Origin of the sequence: Microbacterium sp. 71-36, assembly GCF_001898305.1 — a bacterium.
Lineage (GTDB): Bacteria > Actinomycetota > Actinomycetes > Actinomycetales > Microbacteriaceae > Microbacterium.
On record NZ_MKTP01000001.1, the window covers coordinates 372,624 to 389,978 of the forward strand.

General features: G+C 70.6%; 17 protein-coding genes. 6 read left to right on the top strand and 11 right to left on the bottom strand.

The window, feature by feature from the left end; translation table 11 throughout:
• Positions 1–17: 17 nt before the first annotated feature.
• The 5 genes from BGO45_RS01790 to BGO45_RS01810 all read right to left on the bottom strand — a co-directional run bounded on the left by BGO45_RS01790 (position 18) and on the right by BGO45_RS01810 (position 4,962).
• On the bottom strand, positions 18–1,514 hold the full coding sequence (locus BGO45_RS01790) for an amidohydrolase (protein WP_292690353.1): 1,497 nt from the start codon (positions 1,512–1,514) through the stop codon (positions 18–20).
• Complete coding sequence (locus BGO45_RS01795) at positions 1,511–2,137, bottom strand: FMN-binding negative transcriptional regulator (protein WP_292690356.1); 627 nt, start codon at positions 2,135–2,137, stop codon at positions 1,511–1,513. The genes BGO45_RS01790 and BGO45_RS01795 overlap by 4 nt, the downstream gene beginning before the upstream one ends.
• 18 nt (positions 2,138–2,155) lie before the next feature.
• The gene (locus BGO45_RS01800; protein WP_292690358.1) at positions 2,156–3,145 is read right to left on the bottom strand and encodes a DNA-formamidopyrimidine glycosylase family protein; all 990 of its coding nucleotides are present in this window, start codon (positions 3,143–3,145) and stop codon (positions 2,156–2,158) included.
• Positions 3,145–3,687 carry a ribose-5-phosphate isomerase gene (locus BGO45_RS01805; RefSeq protein WP_292690360.1) on the bottom strand — a complete coding sequence of 181 codons (543 nt, stop codon included), beginning with the start codon at positions 3,685–3,687 and terminating at the stop codon, positions 3,145–3,147. Before BGO45_RS01805 ends, BGO45_RS01800 begins: the two co-directional genes overlap by 1 nt.
• 87 nt (positions 3,688–3,774) lie before the next feature.
• Complete coding sequence (locus BGO45_RS01810) at positions 3,775–4,962, bottom strand: ferrochelatase (RefSeq protein WP_292690362.1); 1,188 nt, start codon at positions 4,960–4,962, stop codon at positions 3,775–3,777.
• A 126-nt stretch (positions 4,963–5,088) separates the two neighbouring features.
• Here BGO45_RS01810 and pepN point away from each other — a divergent pair, with 126 nt between their 5' ends.
• The 5 genes from pepN to BGO45_RS01835 all read left to right on the top strand — a co-directional run bounded on the left by pepN (position 5,089) and on the right by BGO45_RS01835 (position 11,238).
• Positions 5,089–7,638 carry an aminopeptidase N gene (gene pepN / locus BGO45_RS01815; RefSeq protein ID WP_292690364.1) on the top strand — a complete coding sequence of 850 codons (2,550 nt, stop codon included), beginning with the start codon at positions 5,089–5,091 and terminating at the stop codon, positions 7,636–7,638.
• A gap of 122 nt (positions 7,639–7,760) precedes the next feature.
• Positions 7,761–8,672 (top strand): ABC transporter ATP-binding protein, encoded by a 912-nt coding sequence (locus BGO45_RS01820; protein WP_292690367.1) that lies wholly within the window; start codon positions 7,761–7,763, stop codon positions 8,670–8,672.
• The gene (locus tag BGO45_RS01825; protein WP_292690368.1) at positions 8,669–9,457 is read left to right on the top strand and encodes an ABC transporter permease subunit; all 789 of its coding nucleotides are present in this window, start codon (positions 8,669–8,671) and stop codon (positions 9,455–9,457) included. The genes BGO45_RS01820 and BGO45_RS01825 overlap by 4 nt, the downstream gene beginning before the upstream one ends.
• Before the next feature lie 69 nt (positions 9,458–9,526).
• Complete coding sequence (locus BGO45_RS01830; RefSeq protein WP_292690369.1) at positions 9,527–10,771, top strand: mechanosensitive ion channel domain-containing protein; 1,245 nt, start codon at positions 9,527–9,529, stop codon at positions 10,769–10,771.
• Positions 10,768–11,238 (top strand): globin, encoded by a 471-nt coding sequence (locus BGO45_RS01835; RefSeq protein WP_292690371.1) that lies wholly within the window; start codon positions 10,768–10,770, stop codon positions 11,236–11,238. Before BGO45_RS01830 ends, BGO45_RS01835 begins: the two co-directional genes overlap by 4 nt.
• 17 nt (positions 11,239–11,255) lie before the next feature.
• Here the strand turns inward: BGO45_RS01835 and BGO45_RS01840 are convergent, their stop codons facing one another.
• Together BGO45_RS01840 and BGO45_RS01845 are read right to left on the bottom strand one after the other, a co-directional pair.
• Positions 11,256–12,077, bottom strand: a complete 822-nt coding sequence (locus BGO45_RS01840; protein WP_292690374.1) for a cation-transporting ATPase — start codon at positions 12,075–12,077, stop codon at positions 11,256–11,258.
• A 169-nt stretch (positions 12,078–12,246) separates the two neighbouring features.
• On the bottom strand, positions 12,247–12,915 hold the full coding sequence (locus BGO45_RS01845; protein ID WP_076490311.1) for a hypothetical protein: 669 nt from the start codon (positions 12,913–12,915) through the stop codon (positions 12,247–12,249).
• 52 nt (positions 12,916–12,967) lie between these two features.
• Here BGO45_RS01845 and BGO45_RS01850 point away from each other — a divergent pair, with 52 nt between their 5' ends.
• Positions 12,968–13,837 carry an acyl-CoA thioesterase II gene (locus BGO45_RS01850; RefSeq protein WP_292690378.1) on the top strand — a complete coding sequence of 290 codons (870 nt, stop codon included), beginning with the start codon at positions 12,968–12,970 and terminating at the stop codon, positions 13,835–13,837.
• Positions 13,838–13,885: 48 nt separating this feature from the next.
• On the opposite strand, the gene BGO45_RS01855 is transcribed toward BGO45_RS01850, so the two are convergent.
• The 4 genes from BGO45_RS01855 to BGO45_RS01870 form a co-directional block, all read right to left on the bottom strand.
• Positions 13,886–14,419 (bottom strand): thioesterase family protein, encoded by a 534-nt coding sequence (locus BGO45_RS01855; protein WP_292690381.1) that lies wholly within the window; start codon positions 14,417–14,419, stop codon positions 13,886–13,888.
• Positions 14,412–16,091, bottom strand: a complete 1,680-nt coding sequence (gene ettA, locus BGO45_RS01860) for an energy-dependent translational throttle protein EttA (protein WP_292690383.1) — start codon at positions 16,089–16,091, stop codon at positions 14,412–14,414. The genes BGO45_RS01855 and ettA overlap by 8 nt, the downstream gene beginning before the upstream one ends.
• Positions 16,092–16,240: 149 nt before the next feature.
• Positions 16,241–16,732 (bottom strand): hypothetical protein, encoded by a 492-nt coding sequence (locus BGO45_RS01865; RefSeq protein WP_292690385.1) that lies wholly within the window; start codon positions 16,730–16,732, stop codon positions 16,241–16,243.
• Between the two features lie 43 nt (positions 16,733–16,775).
• Complete coding sequence (locus tag BGO45_RS01870; protein ID WP_292690387.1) at positions 16,776–17,318, bottom strand: single-stranded DNA-binding protein; 543 nt, start codon at positions 17,316–17,318, stop codon at positions 16,776–16,778.
• Positions 17,319–17,355 lie beyond the last annotated feature (37 nt).

Below are 17,355 nucleotides of genomic sequence, written 5' to 3' on the forward strand. Positions count from 1 at the left end.
CTTTCCCGTGGAAGGCGTCAGGATGCGTGCGTGACGCGGCCGGCGAGCAGCGTCGTGCGGACGGACATCGCGCGCAGGGCCCGCTCGTCGGCGGTGCGCGGATCCGCCTCGACGATCACCAGGTCCGCGCGGGCGCCGGGGGCGATCTCCGACGCAGAGGTGGAGCCGCCGGCGGTGGATGCCGCGATCGCGGTGTCGATGTCGACCCGCTGGTGCGGCTGCCACGCGTCACGACCGTCGCGCGTGCGGAACACCGCGGAGGCGATCGCCGCCCACGGGTCGAGAGGCGCCACCGGGGCGTCGGACCCGAAGAGGAGGTTCGCGCCGCTGTCGGCGAGGGCTCGCAGCGGGTAGGGCTGGGCGGACTGCTGGGCCCAGATGGCATCCGTCATGTCGCGATCGTCGAGTGCGTGCTCGGGCTGCACGCTCGCGGACACCCCCAGCCGCGCGAAGCGCGGGATGTCGGCGTGGGCGACCAGCTGCGCGTGCTCGATCGTGCCGACGGCACCGGTGCGCGCGTACGCGTCGAGGGCGTACGCGTTCGCGACGTCGCCGATCGCGTGGATCGCGCACTCCAGGCCCGCCGCGGTCGCGCGCGTCATGAGGTCGACGAGCTCGTCGGGCGGGATGGTCAGCAGCCCGTGGTTGTCGACCTCGCCCGGGTAGTGATGGGCGCACGCGGCGGTGCGTGTGCCCAGCGAGCCGTCGGTGATGGCCTTGAGCGGCCCCACCCGCACGAGGCCGGTGGTGGCTCCTCGCACGGGGTCGCCGGTGCGGAGGCCCTCGGCGATCGCGCGGTCCAGGTCCTGCGGGTACGTGCCGTACGACACCCGCAGCGCGTCGAAGCCCCGGGCGACGCGCCGCTGCCACGGTTCGTCGTTCCACGTCATGTCGAGGTCGACGAGTCCGACGAGTCCCCGCGCCGCGGCGGCGCGCGCCATCCGTTCGACGGCGCGATCGCCCCGCTCGGCGTCGACCGCGTTCAGCCGACGCGAGATCTCGAACGCGTCCTCTTCGCGGAGGACGCCGGATGCCGTCGGCTCGAAGCCCTCGCGCCGGAACGCCGCGGAGTTCATCCACACGCTGTGCACGTCGGCGTTCACGAGGTAGGTCGGGACTTCGCCGGTCGTGGCATCCAACAGGGCGAGCGTCGGCTCGTCGGGCCACAGGCCGTCGCGGAACCCGACCCCGATGCGACGGTCGTCGCTCGCCGCGATGCCCGACATCAGTGTCGCTGCCTCGCGCGCCGATCCGACGCCGCCGAGCGCGACGCGGTCGGCCGTGAGCGCCCACTGCACGACGTGCACGTGATGATCCCAGAGTCCCGGGAGCAGCCATCCGCCGTCGCCGTCCACCACGTGCCCGCGCGGGCGCAGGTTGCCCGTGGGGGCGATGTCGAGGATGCGTCCACCGGCGAGCACGAGGTCGACGGGCTCGTCGGGCGTCGGCAGGAACTCGCGTCCGGGCCCTGCGACGCGCACGGCCCGGACGAAGTCGGCGTTCTCGCCGATCATGCGCGGCGCCGCGCGTCGGCGGCGCGCTGCATCTCGGCGGCCAGGGCCGGGTTCGCGGAGGGGCCGTCGGACAGCCCCGCGATGATCGTGTCGACGACCTCGGCGGGACGGTTCTGGCTGAGCTTCCGCTTGCCGACCACGCGCGTCGGGGTCAGGCGGAAACCGACCGTGCCCGCGGCGAGCCGATCGACGAACGCGGCGTCGTTGGGGGCGCGGTGGAGCCCGCGTCCGTCCTCCCCCTCGAACCGCTCCACCAACCGGTCGAGCACGCGCAGGTTCTCCTCCGGCGTGAGGATCTCCGGGATGCCACTGAGGTGCGCCGAGACGAAGTTCCAGGTCGGGACGGCGGGACCGTCGCCGTACCACCGGGGCGTGATGTACCCGTGCGGTCCCTGCACGACGACGAGCAGCTCGCCGTCGCCGAGTCCGAGGATCGCGTCGTCGGGCTTGCCGACGTGCCCCACGATCGTGAGGTCGTCGCGGTCGTCGTCGAGCAGCACGGCGTAGTGCGAAGCGACCAGACCGCCGGGAGTCGAGGAGACGAGCGTGACCCAGGGATTGTGCTCTATGAGTCGCCGGATCTCTCCGACGTCGGTCATCGCGAAGCTCGGGTTCTGCCGCATCGGATCAGCCTAGAACGCTCACGCCTGGCACCTCGGGCACCAGTACAGCTTTCGTCCCGCCGCTTCTTCGACGAGCACCGTCGTGCCGCACACGCGGCACGGGAGACCGGCGCGGTGGTACACCCAGTGCCGGTCGTCGCGGTGGGCCATCGCGCGACGGTAGGCCTCGGGATCGAGGTCGTCCATCGTCATCATCTGCCCGGTCTCGACGCCGATCGCCAGCAGCCGCACCCAGTCGCGCCACATCTCGCGGATCGTCTCTTCGGGGACGTCACGGCCGGGTGTGTGGGGGTTCTGCCGGGCGCGGAACAGGATCTCGGCGCGGTAGACGTTGCCGATGCCGCTGACGACCGCTTGATCCATCAGCAGCAGTCCGATCGCGGTGGGCTTTCGCCGTACCGTGGACACGAACCGCTCCTCGCCCTCGGCGACGTCGTCCACGAGGGGGTCCGGACCGAGCTTCGCGATGGTCGCGGCGACCTCGTCGGGGGTCTGCAGCTGACAGGCCGTGGGTCCGCGGAGATCCGCGCACGTCGACTCGGTGAGAAGGCGGAGCCGCACGGCACCGACCGCGGGCGGCGGCCACTCGGTCTGCTCCTCCAGCCCGGTCGTCTGTTCCGACATGCGGACGCGAGCGCGCCGCGGAGCACCGATCGAGGTGAGGGAGTTCTCGCCGGCGGCATCCATGATCTGCTCGTCGACGACCGTGCCCCGCTGATTCGTGTGCCCCATGCGACCGTTCGCGGAGGCGATGGTCGCATCGACCGCGACCTCCCCGGCGAAGTCCCAGGCGCCGTACATGCCGAGGTGGACCCGGAGCCAGACGTCGGGATCGAACCGGAGGAACATCTGCTTGCCGACGGCGCGCACCTCGAGGGCCTCGCGCCCGTCGATGACCGCCGCCCCCTCGGCGAACCGGCCTTGGGGACTGGATGCCGCGACGGTGCGCCCCACGATGTTGCGGTCGAACTGCCGGGCGATGCGATGGACGGAATGCCCTTCGGGCATCAGCCTGCCTCGGGGTCGAACGAGTCGCTCGCGTCGAGCACGTCGGGGCGTGGTGCGGCTTCGCGCGGGTCGGGCAGCAGGATGCCGTCCTGTTCGTACGCGGCGAGCTGCGCGATGCGCCGGGCGTGACGCTCCTCGCCCGAGAACGGCGTCGCGATGAAGCGGTCGATGAAGGACACGGCTTCGTCGAACGTGTGCTGACGCGCGCCGATCGCGATCACGTTGGCATCGTTGTGCTCTCGGGCGAGTTCGGCCGTGGCGATGCTCCAGACGAGTGCGGCTCGGATCCCCGGAACCTTGTTCGCGGCGATCTGCTCCCCGTTGCCCGAGCCGCCGAAGACCACACCGAGCGTCTCGACACCGTCGGCCTGGTCGCGGACGACCGCCTGGGCGGCACGGATGCAGAAGGCGGGGTAGTCGTCGAGCGGGTCGTACTCGATCGGACCGTGGTCGACGACCTCGTGCCCCTGGGAGGCGAGGTGGTGCTGCAACTGGGTGGAGAACTCGAGACCGGCGTGATCGGTGCCGATGTGAATGCGCATGCGCTCATCCTATTGAGGGCCGCGGACACGGCGGTCGGACGTGACGACGCCGCCCGCCCCGCGAGGGACGAGCGGCGTCGAAGGGTGTCAGGGACGGACGCCGGCGGCGACGGGCTTGAAGCCCGCGCGGACGTTCTCACAGCATCCGGGGCGGCAGACGTCGTACCAGGGACCGAGGTCGGTGAGGTGAGGTCGATCAGCCTTCGGAGTTCCCTTCAGGCGCTCCTCGACGAGGTCGACGAGTCCCGAGACGTACGCGGGGTCGACGCCCGGGGTGGGCGTGCGGACGGCCCGGATGCCGGCTTCCTCCGCCGCTTCCATCGCCTCGGTGTCGAGGTCCCACAGGACCTCCATGTGGTCGCTGACGAACCCGAGCGGCACGATGACGACGGCTTCCGCGCCGCGGCCCGGAAGCTCCGCGATGACGTCGTTCACGTCGGGCTCGAGCCACGGCTGCGTGGGCGGGCCCGAGCGCGACTGGTACACCAGCTCCCACTCGACGTCGGCGACGGCCGCGGCGACCTCGGCCATGACGAACGCGGCGACGGCCTTGTGCTGCGCCTCGTAGGCGCCGCCCTCGCCGAAGTCGACGTCGCGGGGGCCGGAGCGCTCCGCGTCGGCGGTGGGGATGGAGTGGGTGGAGAACAGGACCCGGATCTTCTCGGGCGCGATGCCGTCCGCGACGTACGCCGACACGGCATCCTTCACGCCCGAGACGAAGGTCGAGACGAAGCCGGGGTGGTCGAAGAACTGACGCACCTTGTCGATGGTGACCGTCTCGCCGAGACCGGTGGCCTCGAGAACGCGGGCGTAGTCCTCGCGGTACTGGCGGCAGCTCGAGAACGAGCTGTACGCGCTCGTCGCGATCGCCAGCAGCGTCGTGTCGCCGGCCTCGGCAGCCTCGGTGACCGCCTCCTCGAGGTACGGCGCCCAGTTGCGGTTGCCCCAGTACACCGGGAGGTTCAGGCCGCGGCGGGCGATCTCGGCCTCCAGCGCCGCCTTCAGCTCACGGTTGTGCTGATTGATGGGGCTCACGCCGCCGAAGTGGCGGTAGTGGTGTGCGACCTCTTCGAGGCGCTCATCGGGGATGCCGCGTCCGCGCGTGACGTTGCGGAGGAAGGGGATGACGTCGTCCTGCCCCTCGGGGCCGCCGAAGCCGGCGAGGAGGATCGCGTCGTACGCCACGGGCGTCTCGACCCACTTGGGTCCGGATGCCGCGGCGGGAGACGCGTAGAGGACGGTCTCGGGGGTGGGGTCCGTGTCGGTCGTGCTCACCCGGACATCCTCCCACCTGCGGGATCAGCCCGGCCGTGGGGTATCTCGACACTAGGCTTATACGGTTGTCGTCGGCGCCAGCAGTGCCATCCGCGACGATCCACCCACATCCTCGGGAGAACGCCAGTGCCAGGAGAGAACCTCACCCGCATCGAAGCGCAGGAGCGCCGCGCGATCATCGACACGCACCAGTACGACGTGCGTCTCGACCTCACGCGCGGCGACGAGGTCTTCGGTTCCGTGACGACCGTCCGCTTCGCCGCCACCGAGGGCGCGTCGACCTTCATCGACCTGATCGCGCGCACGGTGAACTCCGTGACCCTCAACGGTCGCGTCCTCGACCCGGCCGCGGTGTTCGCCGACTCGCGCATCGCACTCGACGAGCTCGAAGCCTCGAACGAGCTCGTCGTCGACGCCGACTGCGAGTACACCAACACCGGTGAGGGTCTCCACCGCTTCGTCGACCCCGTCGACGGCGAGGTGTACCTCTACTCGCAGTTCGAGGTGCCGGATTCTCGCCGCGTGTTCACGGTGTTCGAGCAGCCCGACCTCAAGGCCGAGTTCACCTTCACCGTGACCGCCCCCGCCGCGTGGAAGGTCGTCTCCAACTCCCCCACCCCCGAGCCGCGCGAGGTCGGCGACGGAGTGGCCGAGTGGAGCTTCCCCGCGACCCCCCGCATCTCGTCGTACATCACGGCTCTCATCGCCGGGCCCTACGAGTCGGTCTTCTCCGAGCTCACGAGCGCCGACGGCCGCGTCATCCCGCTCGGCGTGTACGCCCGCAAGAGCCTGTGGCAGTACCTGGATGCCGACTACGTCTTCGACAAGACGCGCCAGGGCTTCGCCTACTTCGAGGAGAAGTTCGGCTTCCCCTACCCGTTCGCGAAGTACGACCAGCTCTTCGTCCCCGAGTTCAACGCGGGAGCCATGGAGAACGCCGGCGCGGTCACGTTCACCGAGACGTACGTGTTCCGCAGCAAGGTCACGGATGCCGTGAAGGAGCGTCGCGTCGTGACGATCCTGCACGAGCTCGCGCACATGTGGTTCGGCGACCTCGTGACCATGAAGTGGTGGAACGACCTCTGGCTCAACGAGTCGTTCGCGGAATGGGCCTCGACGATCGCCACCGCCGAGGCCACCGAGTGGACGGCCGCCTGGACCACGTTCAACGCGATGGAGAAGACCTGGGCGTACCGCCAGGACCAGCTCCCCTCGACCCACCCGGTCGTCGCCGAGATCAACGACCTCGAAGACGTGCAGGTGAACTTCGACGGCATCACCTACGCCAAGGGCGGATCGGTGCTCAAGCAGCTCGCCGCCTGGGTCGGCATCGAGCAGTTCTTCGCGGGTGTCGCGGCGTACTTCCAGAAGCACCAGTGGTCGAACACCGAGGTCGGCGACCTGCTCGCCGAGCTCGAGACCACGAGCGGCCGCGACCTGGGCGACTGGGCGAAGAAGTGGCTCGAGACGGCCGGCGTCAACACGCTGTCGCCGCTCATCGAGCAGGACGACCACGGCTCGCTGACGCGCTTCGCGATCGTGCAGACCGCACCGTCGGACTACCCCACGATCCGCCCGCACCGTCTCGCCGTGGGCTTCTACTCCCTCAACGGCAAGGGAGCGCTGGAGCGCGTCCACCGCGTCGAGCTCGACGTCGACGGCGACCGCACCGAGGTGCCGCAGCTGCGCGGCGTCCGTCGTCCCGACCTCGTGCTCCTCAACGACGACGACCTCGCCTACGCGAAGATCCGCCTCGACGAGCGCTCGCTCGCGACCGCGATCGCGCACCTGAAGGACATCTCCGACCCGCTCGCGCGCTCGCTCGTCTGGGGCGCTGCGTGGGACCAGACCCGGGATGCCGAGGCCTCGGCGACCAACTACATCGACCTGGTCCTCCGCAACATCGGTTCCGAGACCGAGTCGACCACGGTCCGCACGACCCTGGCGCAGCTCCAGCTCGCGGCCAACAGCTACGTCGCTCCGGCGACCCGCGCGGCCGCGCGCGAGCGCGTCGCGGACGGGCTGTGGACGCTCGCCCAGGCCGCCGAGGCCGGCAGCGACAGCCAGCTGCAGTTCGTCACGGCGTTCGCCTCGGCCGCGGCGACCCCCGCGCACGTCGAGACCGTCCGGGCTCTGCGCGACGGCGAAACGGTCCTCGACGGTCTCGAGATCGACACCGACCTGTCGTGGCAGCTGCTGGTCGCTCTCGCCGCCGGCGGTGCGGTGACCTCGGCCGACATCGACGCGGCCCGCGAGGCCGACAACACGGCGAAGGGCGGCGAGTTCGCGGCCCAGGCCAAGGCCGCACTGCCGACCGTCCAGGCGAAGCAGGAGGCGTGGAGCTCGCTCATCGACCGGGCCGACGCGCCGAACACGATCGTCCGTTCCGCGGCGCTCGGGTTCACGCACCCGGCGACGGTCGACGTGCTCGCGGAGTTCGTGGGGCCGTACTTCGACATGCTGCTCCCCGTCTGGGAGAGCCGGAGTTACCAGATCGCGCAGTACCTGATCGTCGGGCTCTACCCGGCCGCTCTCGCGAACGCGCAGCTGCGGGATGCCACCCGCGCCTGGCTCTCCGCGCACAAGGACGCGGCCCCCGCGCTCCGTCGCCTCGTGAGCGAGAACCTCGCGGGCGTCGAGCGCGCGCTGGCCGTGCAGGAGCGCGACGCGCAGTAACGCACCGACCCTCCACGTACGCCCTCTCCCGCTCCGGTGGGAGAGGGCGTACGTCTTGCGATGTACGCGGATCACTCCCCCGGTGGACGCGCGGGAGAGGACCCGCTTCCTAGCGTGGAAGCATGATCGTCGCAGACCACCTCACCAAGCGTTACGGCACGCGCACCGCCGTGTCGGACGTCTCGTTCGTCGTCCCGCCGGGCCGCGTGACCGGCTTCCTCGGGCCCAACGGGGCCGGCAAGTCCACCACGATGCGCATGATCGTCGGGCTCGACCGCCCGACGTCGGGCAGCGTCACCGTCAACGGCGCTCCCTACGCGCATCTGTCCGCCCCGCTGTCGGAGGTCGGCGTGCTCCTCGACGCGAAAGCCGTGCACACCGGCCGCTCGGCCCGGAACCATCTCCGCGCCCTCGCCGCCACGCATGGTCTGCCGCGCCGCCGGGTCGACGAGGTGATCGAGATCACCGGTATCGGATCCGTCGCCGACAAGCGGGCCGGCGGGTTCTCGCTCGGCATGGGCCAGAGGCTCGGGATCGCCGCCGCGCTCCTCGGCGACCCGCACACGCTGATCCTGGACGAGCCGGTGAACGGGCTCGACCCCGAGGGCGTGCGGTGGGTGCGCGAGTTCGTCCGCCACATCGCCGCCGAGGGACGCACCGTTCTGCTCTCGAGCCACCTCATGAGCGAGATGGCGCTGACCGCCGACCACGTGATCGTCCTCGGCCGCGGACAGGTGCTCGCCGACGCTCCGATCGCCGATCTCGTGCGGTCCTGGACGTCGGAGACCGTCCTCGTGCGCTCGCCCGAGCTCTCGCGCCTCGTCGAGGTCCTGCGTCCCGAGGGCGCGTCGGCGACCGCGGTGGAGCCGGGCGCCGTGAGCGTCACCGGCGCCTCCGCCACCGACATCGGCGACCTCGCCGCCCGGTACGGCATCCCCCTGCACGAACTCACCCCGCGCCGTGGCTCGCTGGAAGACGCCTACCTGGCGCTCACCGACGACGCCGTCGAATACAAGACGAAGGAACTCGCATGACCTCGCTGGCTTCACCTCGCCGCGCCACGTTCACCGGTGCCGCGCAGGCGCCCACCTTCCTGCGGACGCTGCACAGCGAACTGCTCAAGCTCACGACCCTGCGGTCCACCTGGTGGTCGCTCGCGATCGCCGCCGTCCTCTCGATCGGCATCGCTTTCCTCTTCGTGACCAACGCGGACGGCGGATCACCGGTGTTCGGCGTCCTCATCTCGGCGCAGTTCACGATGCTCGTCGCCGGGATCCTCGGGGCGATCGCCATCACGGGCGAGTACGCGACCGGGATGATCCGCTCGACGCTCACCGCCACTCCGCGCCGCACACAGGTCGCGCTCGCGAAGGGCCTCGCGATCACGCTCGTCGTCGGAGCCGCGACCGCGATCACCTCGTTGATCTCCCTCGCCGTCACGGCGCCGCTGAGCTCGACCGCGATCGCGTGGGAGACCCCCACCGAGGCGGCCTTCCCCCTCCTGCTCGGCGTCGCCGCGATCGTGGCGTACGCCCTCATCGGCATGGGCTTCGGTCTCCTCATCCGCAACGGAGCCGGCGCCATCGCCGCCACCGTCGGGGTGCTGTTCGTCGCCCCGGTCGCCTTCAGCCTGCTGCAGCTCGGCGGACCGTCGCTGCAGTGGATCGCCGACCTCCGGGAGTATCTGCCGGTCTCCGCCGGAACCGAGCTGACGGCCATTCCCACCGGCGACATCCTGGTCCCCGCGCTCACGCTCGTCGGGTGGGTCGTCGTCCTCGTGGGGGCGGGAACCGTCCTCCTCCAGCGGCGCGACGCCTGAGCTGCGCACATATGACGGATGCCTCGATGCCCAGGCGGCACCGAGGCATCCGTCGTTAGCATGAACACGATGTCTGTTCTCGCCTCTGCACCTGAACCGTCCCCGACACCTTCGCCGCCCGCGACCATCGAACAGCTCGCCGACCCCTCGACGTGGGCGTGGATCGGTGCGCAGTTGCTCGGATTCGGTGGCGTCATCTTGCGGATCCTGGGGATCATCGTGGGTGTCGTCGTCGCCGCGTGGATACTGCGTGTCATCATCCGCCGCGTCGTCGATCGGATCGTCAACGGCGCGAAGAAGAATGCAAGGGTCGACGACACGCAGGCGCTCGACCGCTCGCCGCTCGCGGCCGTCCGCCTCGTCCAGCGCACACGGACGCTCGGCACGATCCTGCAGAACATCGTCAACGTCGTGCTGGTCATCGTCGCCCTGGTGTGGATCGCCGGGATCGTGGCTCCAAATGCCCTGGCATCCCTCACTCTCCTCACCGCGGCGGTCGGAGCCGGACTCGGCTTCGGCGCGCAGAACATCGTCAAGGACGTGCTGAACGGGATCTTCATCGTCGCGGAAGACCAGATCGGGATCGGCGACGTCGTCGACCTCGGCCTTGCGACGGGCATCGTGGAGTTCGTCAGCGTCCGCATCACCCATGTCCGCGATGTGAACGGCACCCTCTGGTACGTCCGCAACGGTGAGATCACCCGCATCGGCAACATGTCGCAGGGGTGGGCCCGGGTCATCATCGACCTCGCGGTGCCCGTCGACGCCGACATCGACGAGGTCGAGAAGGCGATGCTCGGCGCGGCCAAGGGGCTGGCGAAAGAGACGAAATGGCGTTCCCGCATCATCGAACAGCCCGAGATCTGGGGCCTCGAGTCGATCAGCGGTGACGCGTTGGTCATCCGACTCGTCATGAAGACCCGTTCGGGCGCGAAGGACGACGTCGCCCGCGAGCTGCGCGTGCGTCTCAAGCGCGCGATCGATGCGCTCGGCGTCACCCTCCCGCAGTTGAACTCCATCGTCCTCACCGGTGCCGAGGGGGCGCAGAGCGTGCGCGGCGCGCACCCCCCGAAGACCAAGCCCACTCCCGTCGCGACCGCCCCCGAGCGGCCGGTCTGGCGACCGCGTCGGAAGAAGCTCGCCGTGTCCGACACCGTGCTGGACGCGGATGCCGTGGCCGCCGAGATCGCGGCCGAGAAGGCACGCCCGAAGAAGCCCAAGACCGAAGAGACGTCGCCCTCCGCGGATGACGCCGGCGCCGACAGACCGACTCCCCCCGCCGTGCGGGCCGACGACGACGGAGCACCCGCGTGAGCGAACCGATCAGCTTCTACGATCAGGCCGGCGGGATGGACACGTTCCGTCGGCTCGTCGACGCGTTCTACCGCGGGGTCGCCGAGGACGAGGTGTTGAAGCCCATGTACCCTGAGGAAGATCTCGGTCCCGCGGCGGAGCGGTTGACGCTGTTCCTCGCCCAGTACTGGGGAGGACCGACGACGTACGGCGAGAAGCGCGGACACCCGCGCCTGCGGATGCGGCACATGCCGTTCCACGTCGATCCGGACGCCCGCGACCGCTGGCTGCGGCACATGCGCGCGGCCGTCGACGAGATCGCCCTGCCGCCGGCGCTGGAGGCGCCGCTGTGGGACTACCTGGAGCGCGCGGCTCACGCCATGGTCAACACCTTCGAACCGCGAGGGATCGGCCCGAGCGGCGATGGGCGCGCCCACACGGGCCTTCCGATCCGCGCGACCGGTCCCGCTGAGTCCGACATCGCCTGAGCCCCGCGGGGCCGGACTCAGCGCCCGAAGAAGTCTCCGAGCCCGGGGATCTCGAACCCTCCGAGACGGCCGCCGAAGCCGCTGACCTGCTCGCCGACCGTGTCCTGCACGCCGCCGACGGCGTCGCTCAGCGCCTCTGTGCCGGGGACCAACGACGTCAGGTCCGCTCCGGATGCCAGCGCCTCCAGGTCGACGCCCGCAGCCAGCCCCGTGAAGTCGGTGCCGGACTGCGCGGCCTGGGCGAGCAGCGGGCCGGCCACGGAGCTGACGACGGCCCCTCCCGCGACCGCGGCGAGGAGCCCCCCGGCGCCCACGACGCCCGCCCCGACCAGCCCTCCGGCGCCCGCACGGGCGAGAAGGCCCGACATCCGTCCCGGACGCCGGGCCTCCGCACGCCCAGCCGCGCGGGCGAGATCGCCGGACGCATCCGAGCGCGGTCGGTCGTGCGGTGCGAACTCGGCATCCATCCGCCGTCGCACCTCGGCGCGCTGCGCCGGCGTCAGCCGGTCGAACGACTCGCGATGCAGACGCTCCACCTGATCGGGGTCTGCCGTGCGCAGGAGGTAGTCGTAGCGGGCGATCGCAGCCCGATCCTCGGCGGTCAGGTCCGTCGGGCCGGCGGCGGGCGGCGCGGAGTGAGCGCCCGGCGCCGCGGTGGGCGAAGGCGGCGAGGACGGCGCGGGGGCGTCGCGACGCTCACCGGTCACCGCGTCTGCGGCCGTGCGGACCATATCGCGCCAGTCGCGGCCCCCGGACGATGAGCCCGAGGCCGAGCGGGACGAAGCCGCCTTGCCGGCGGCGCGGGTGGCGAGATCGAGAAGACGGGAGAGCTTGGCCATGGAGGCACCTTTCGACGGCGGCACGGAGCCGCGGCGTCAAGGTCTCTTCCGTTCCGGAGAACCGGCGCGCCCGGGGCCCAATCGTGGGCCCGTGATGACGGGGGCGCCGCTGAGGAATACTCCCCCTGCGTACCCTCACGGTAGTCGAAGGGCCTATGAGCCGCCTGAACTAAGCGCCGGTGGACCGCACCGGTGTGAGGCCGGAGCGCACCGGCCCGCGGACGAGCACGTGTCCGCGGGCGAGGGTCACCCGCGTCCAGGAACCGCTCGTGCGGACCACCGCCTCCTCACCGCCCGCGATGAATCCGAGCGCGAAGGCGGCGAACGCCGTGCCGAGCGGGAGTCCTCCCAGCGCCTCGTCGGGCTGCCCCCACACCTGGCCCCGGACGACGCGGACGACGTCCTCGCCCGCGTTCTCGGGAAGTGCGTCGGCCACGGCGGCGACACCGTACTGCGCGCGGGATGCCAGAACGGCGGCGTCGATGGCATCCTTCTGCTCCCATCCGCCGCGCGGTGGCGAGATCCCCGCCCAGGCGGGCGAGGTCGCGGTGTCGGGGAGCACGACGGCCTGCGCATCGTCGGGCGCCGGCAGAAGGGCGGCAGCCTCCACGACGAGGTCGCACTCGAGCTCCGGGTCGATCGCCGACACGCGAAGGCCCAGAACGGTGGGCGTGGCATCCAGGAGACCGCGAGGGGCGAGGGGGGCGGCCGTCGTCACCAAAACTCCGCCGTCGGCGCGGAGACGAACCGTCCCGTCACCGAGCCGGACGGCTCGGGAGGCGAACGTGAGCAGGTCGGCTGCCGCCTGCGGGTCGGGGAACATCAGGCGCGCGGACACCCGCCCTAAACTATCAAGCGACGCAGACTTCTGCGGCGGAACGGGAGTGAGCGTGACCGACGCCATCGACCCCGTCGCCTCACTGCTCGCGGTGCTCGATCTCCGCGACGCCGGCGCACGGACCACGGAAGACATCTTCACCGGGGTCTCGCAACCCATGCCGTTCGGGCGCGTCTACGGCGGCCAGGTGCTCGCGCAGTCGATCGTGGCCGCGTCGAGGACCCTCCCCCCGGAGCGCACCGTCCATTCCATGCACGGGTACTTCCTCCGGCCGGGTGACCCGGCCGACGGCATCACGTTCTCGGTGGACCGCATCCACGACGGTCGATCCTTCTCGACCCGCCGGACGCAGGCGTTCCAGGCGGGCGTTCCGATCTTCTCGATGATCGCGTCGTTCCAGGACGACGATCCGGGCCTCGAGCACGCCGAGCCGATGCCGGAGGGCATCCCCCGACCCGAGGATCTGCCGCCCCTCGACGCCGAGTCACTCCACCCCCTGAGCCGACGCGCCATCGCGGACAGCCCCGTCGAGGTCGTGCACGTCCCGTCGCCGGTGTACACCGCCGTGGAGGGCCCCCACGTGCCCCGCCAGGCGGTGTGGATGCGCACGCGGCGCGCGCTGCCCGACGATCCGGCGGTGCATCGCGCTGCGCTCGCGTATCTGAGCGACCTCACCATCCAGGAGCCGATCCTGCGCGGTCACGGCGTGCCGTGGAGCACACGCGGGTTGCGGGTCGCGAGTCTCGACCACGCGATGTGGTGGCACCGCCCGGGTCGGGTCGACGACTGGCTCCTGTACGTGCAGGAGTCACCCAACGCCCGCGGGGGGCGCGGCCTGTCGACCGGCCGCATCTACACGCGCGAAGGGAGCCTCCTGGCCAGTGTGGCGCAGGAGGTCATGGTGCGGGTCCCGAGCGAGTAAGGCGCCCGAGGACCGGGCGCGTGTCAGAGCCGGGCGAGCAGAGGCACGTCAGCGTCCGGCGGCGCGACGGCGGTATTCGATCGGATCACCGATGTACGGCGCCCACGCGTGGCGCTCCGTCTCGCTCCAGCGGATGGGGCGGCCGCTCGCGGTGTCGACGAGCACGACGACGGCCGTCGCGCGGGCGTACAGCACGGGCTCGGGCTGACCGGCCGGGCTGAAGACCTCGAAGCAGATGTCGGCGCTGGAGCCGCCCATCGCCCCGATCCACAGACGGACGTCCAGCGGTCGCTGGCTGTACGGCACGGGCCGGAGGTACTCGATCTCCTGGCGGGCGATGAGGGTCGCCCGCTCGCCGCCGCTCTCGAGGACGGACATGTCGAAGACGGCGGTGGGCAGCGCCTCGCCGTCGTCGTCGCCACGCCAGAACGCACGGAGACGTGCCTCCTCGAGGAGCTTGAGCATCGAGGTGTTGTTGACGTGCCCGAGCGCGTCGAGGTCGCCCCACCGGAGATGGATGGGGACGTGCAGCCGCGCGGGCCCGGCCGGAGCCGGACCCGCGGGCGTGGTCGAGTCAGTCACGCGTGAGCTTGCGGTAGGTCGAGCGCGACGGGTTCGCGGCGTCCGCCCCGAGACGTTCGATCTTGTTCGCTTCGTACGCCTCGAAGTTGCCCTCGAACCAGTGCCACTGGTCGGGGTGCTCCTCCGTGCCTTCGTAGGCGAGGATGTGCGTCGCGATCCGGTCCAGGAACCACCGGTCGTGGGTGATGACAACGGCGCAACCCGGGAACTCGAGCAGAGCGTTCTCGAGCGAGCTCAGCGTCTCGACGTCGAGGTCGTTGGTCGGCTCGTCGAGGAGCAGGAGGTTTCCCCCCTCCTTCAGCGTCAGCGCGAGGTTCAGACGGTTGCGCTCACCGCCGGAGAGGACCCCGGCCTTCTTCTGCTGGTCGGGTCCCTTGAACCCGAACTTCGACACGTACGCGCGCGACGGGATCTCGGTCTTCCCGACCGTGATGATGTCGAGGCCGTCCGACACGACCTCCCAGAGCGTCTTCTCGGGGTCGATGTTCGCGCGCGACTGGTCGACGTAGCTGATCTTGACGGTCTCACCCATCTTCAGCGTCCCGCCGTCGAGCGGCTCCAGACCGACGATCGTCTTGAACAGCGTCGTCTTTCCGACACCGTTGGGTCCGATCACACCGACGATGCCGTTGGGCGGCAGGTTGAAGCTCAGGTTGCTGATGAGCGAGCGATCGCCGAAGCGCTTCTCGAGCTTCTTGGCGTCGATCACGATGCTGCCGAGACGCGGGCCCGCGGGGATCTGGATCTCGTCGAAGTCGAGCTTCCGCGTGCGCTCCGCCTCGGCGGCCATCTCTTCGTAGCGGGCGAGGCGTGCCTTGGACTTGACCTGACGTCCCTTGGCGTTCGAGCGGACCCACTCGAGCTCTTCCTTCAGACGCTTCGCGAGCTTGGCATCCTTCTTGCCCTGGACGTCGAGGCGCTGGGCCTTCTTGTCGAGGTACGTGGAGTAGTTGCCCTCGTACGGGTACAGGTGCCCGCGGTCCACCTCGGCGATCCACTCCGCGACGTTGTCGAGGAAGTACCGGTCGTGGGTGATGGCGATGACGGCACCCTTGTACGCCTTCAGGTGCTGCTCGAGCCACAGCACGCTCTCGGCGTCGAGGTGGTTGGTGGGCTCGTCGAGCAGCAGAAGGTCGGGCTTCTGCAGCAGCAGCTTCGCGAGCGCGACGCGGCGACGCTCACCACCCGAGAGCGGGACGACACTGGCGTCGGCCGGCGGAGTGCGCAGGGCGTCCATGGCCTGCTCGAGCTGGGAGTCGAGGTCCCAGCCGTCGGCGGCGTCGATCTCTTCCTGGAGGGTGCCCATCTCGGCCAGCAGCGCGTCGAAGTCGGCGTCGGGGTCGGCCATGAGCGCCGAGATCTCGTTGAAGCGGTCGAGCTTCGGCTTGATGGCGACGCCGTCCTGGATGTTCTCCAGCACGGTCTTGGTGTCGTCGAGCTCGGGCTCCTGCATCAGGATGCCGACCGTGTACCCGGGGCTGAGCCGTGCTTCGCCGTTGGACGGATTGTCGAGACCGGCCATGATCTTCAGGATCGTGGACTTACCCGCGCCGTTCGGCCCGACCATGCCGATCTTGGCACCCGGCAGGAACGACATCGTGACGTCGTCGAGGATCAGCTTGTCGCCCACGGCCTTACGCGCGCGGACCATGGAGTAGATGTATTCAGCCATCGAGGACGTACCACCTTCGATCGGGGATGAGGGCCGCGCCCGCCCGGTTCGCCGACTCGATCTCGGCGGAGCACCCGGGTGCGCGGAAGTCCCCTCCAGCCTATCAACGCCGCCCGCGCCGCCGCCGTCGGACGCCGCGACGGGACCCGCTACCAGTCGATCGCGCGCGTCTGGCCGATCAGGCACCCACCGGTGGACAGCCCCGGCAGCACCGTGGCGACGGGGGCGCCGATCGAGGGTCCCACCTGTCCGACGAGGCACTCCTCGCCCCAGCGGACGGAGAACTCGATGCTCTCGGCCGGGTTGCCGATCGTCGTGTTGTCGGGCGTCAGCTGCATCGCCGCCTTGTCGAATCCGGCGGTGACGAGCGCATCGACGTAGGCGCGACCCGACACCTGCTCCGGCCCGTTCCATACCGTGCTCACGATCTGGGCGAACAGGGGCAGATTGTCGGCCGCCGAGCCTTCGGGCCTCAGCGACGGAGCCGCATCGGGCGCCGGTGCAGCCACGGCGGGCGACGACGCCGTCGGTGTCGTCGCCGGGCCGGAAGGGGCGGCGGGGGGCGTCGGCGTGCACCCCGCGAGCACGAGCACGGCTGCCGCCGCGACGACGGCGGCCGGTCGGGGGGTCAGGCGGATCACCCACCCGAGTCTACGTACCGGCCCGCCGCGGCCCGCCTGTCCATCAGAACGGCGTCGCGTCACCGACCTCCACCAGGGCCGGACTCGTCGAGTCGACGCGGGGCGGCTCGCCGGCGGGAGACGAATCGAGAGCGGCCGGCGACCCGCCCGGCACGGCCCACGCATCCTGACCGCCCGACGACGGTTCATCGTCGTGTTCTCCCGCGCCGGCGGAGGCGGTGTCGTCGCGTCGCGTGGATCGTCGGAACGCCGACACCCCCCACCTCAGATCGTGTCCGACGGCGTCCGCCGTGACGTCGGCGCTCACCCCGCGTTTCGCGTCCGTCTCCCACTCGCGAAGGCGGAGTCGACCGGCCACGAAGACGCGTTCTCCCTTCTGCAGCGACGCCAGTGCGTTCCTCCCGAGCTCGCCGAAGACGGAGACCGCGTAGTAGTTCGTATGGCCGTCGACCCACTGGCCGCGTTCCCGGTCGAACCGTCGTTCGCTCACGGCGAGGCGGAAGGCCGCGATCGGATCGCCGCCGCGGGTGGCCCGCTCTTCAGGGTCTCCGACGATGTTTCCGACGAGGGTGATGTGGTCGCTCATGGGTGTGTCCTCTCTGGGTTCGGGCTCCGGCATCCGC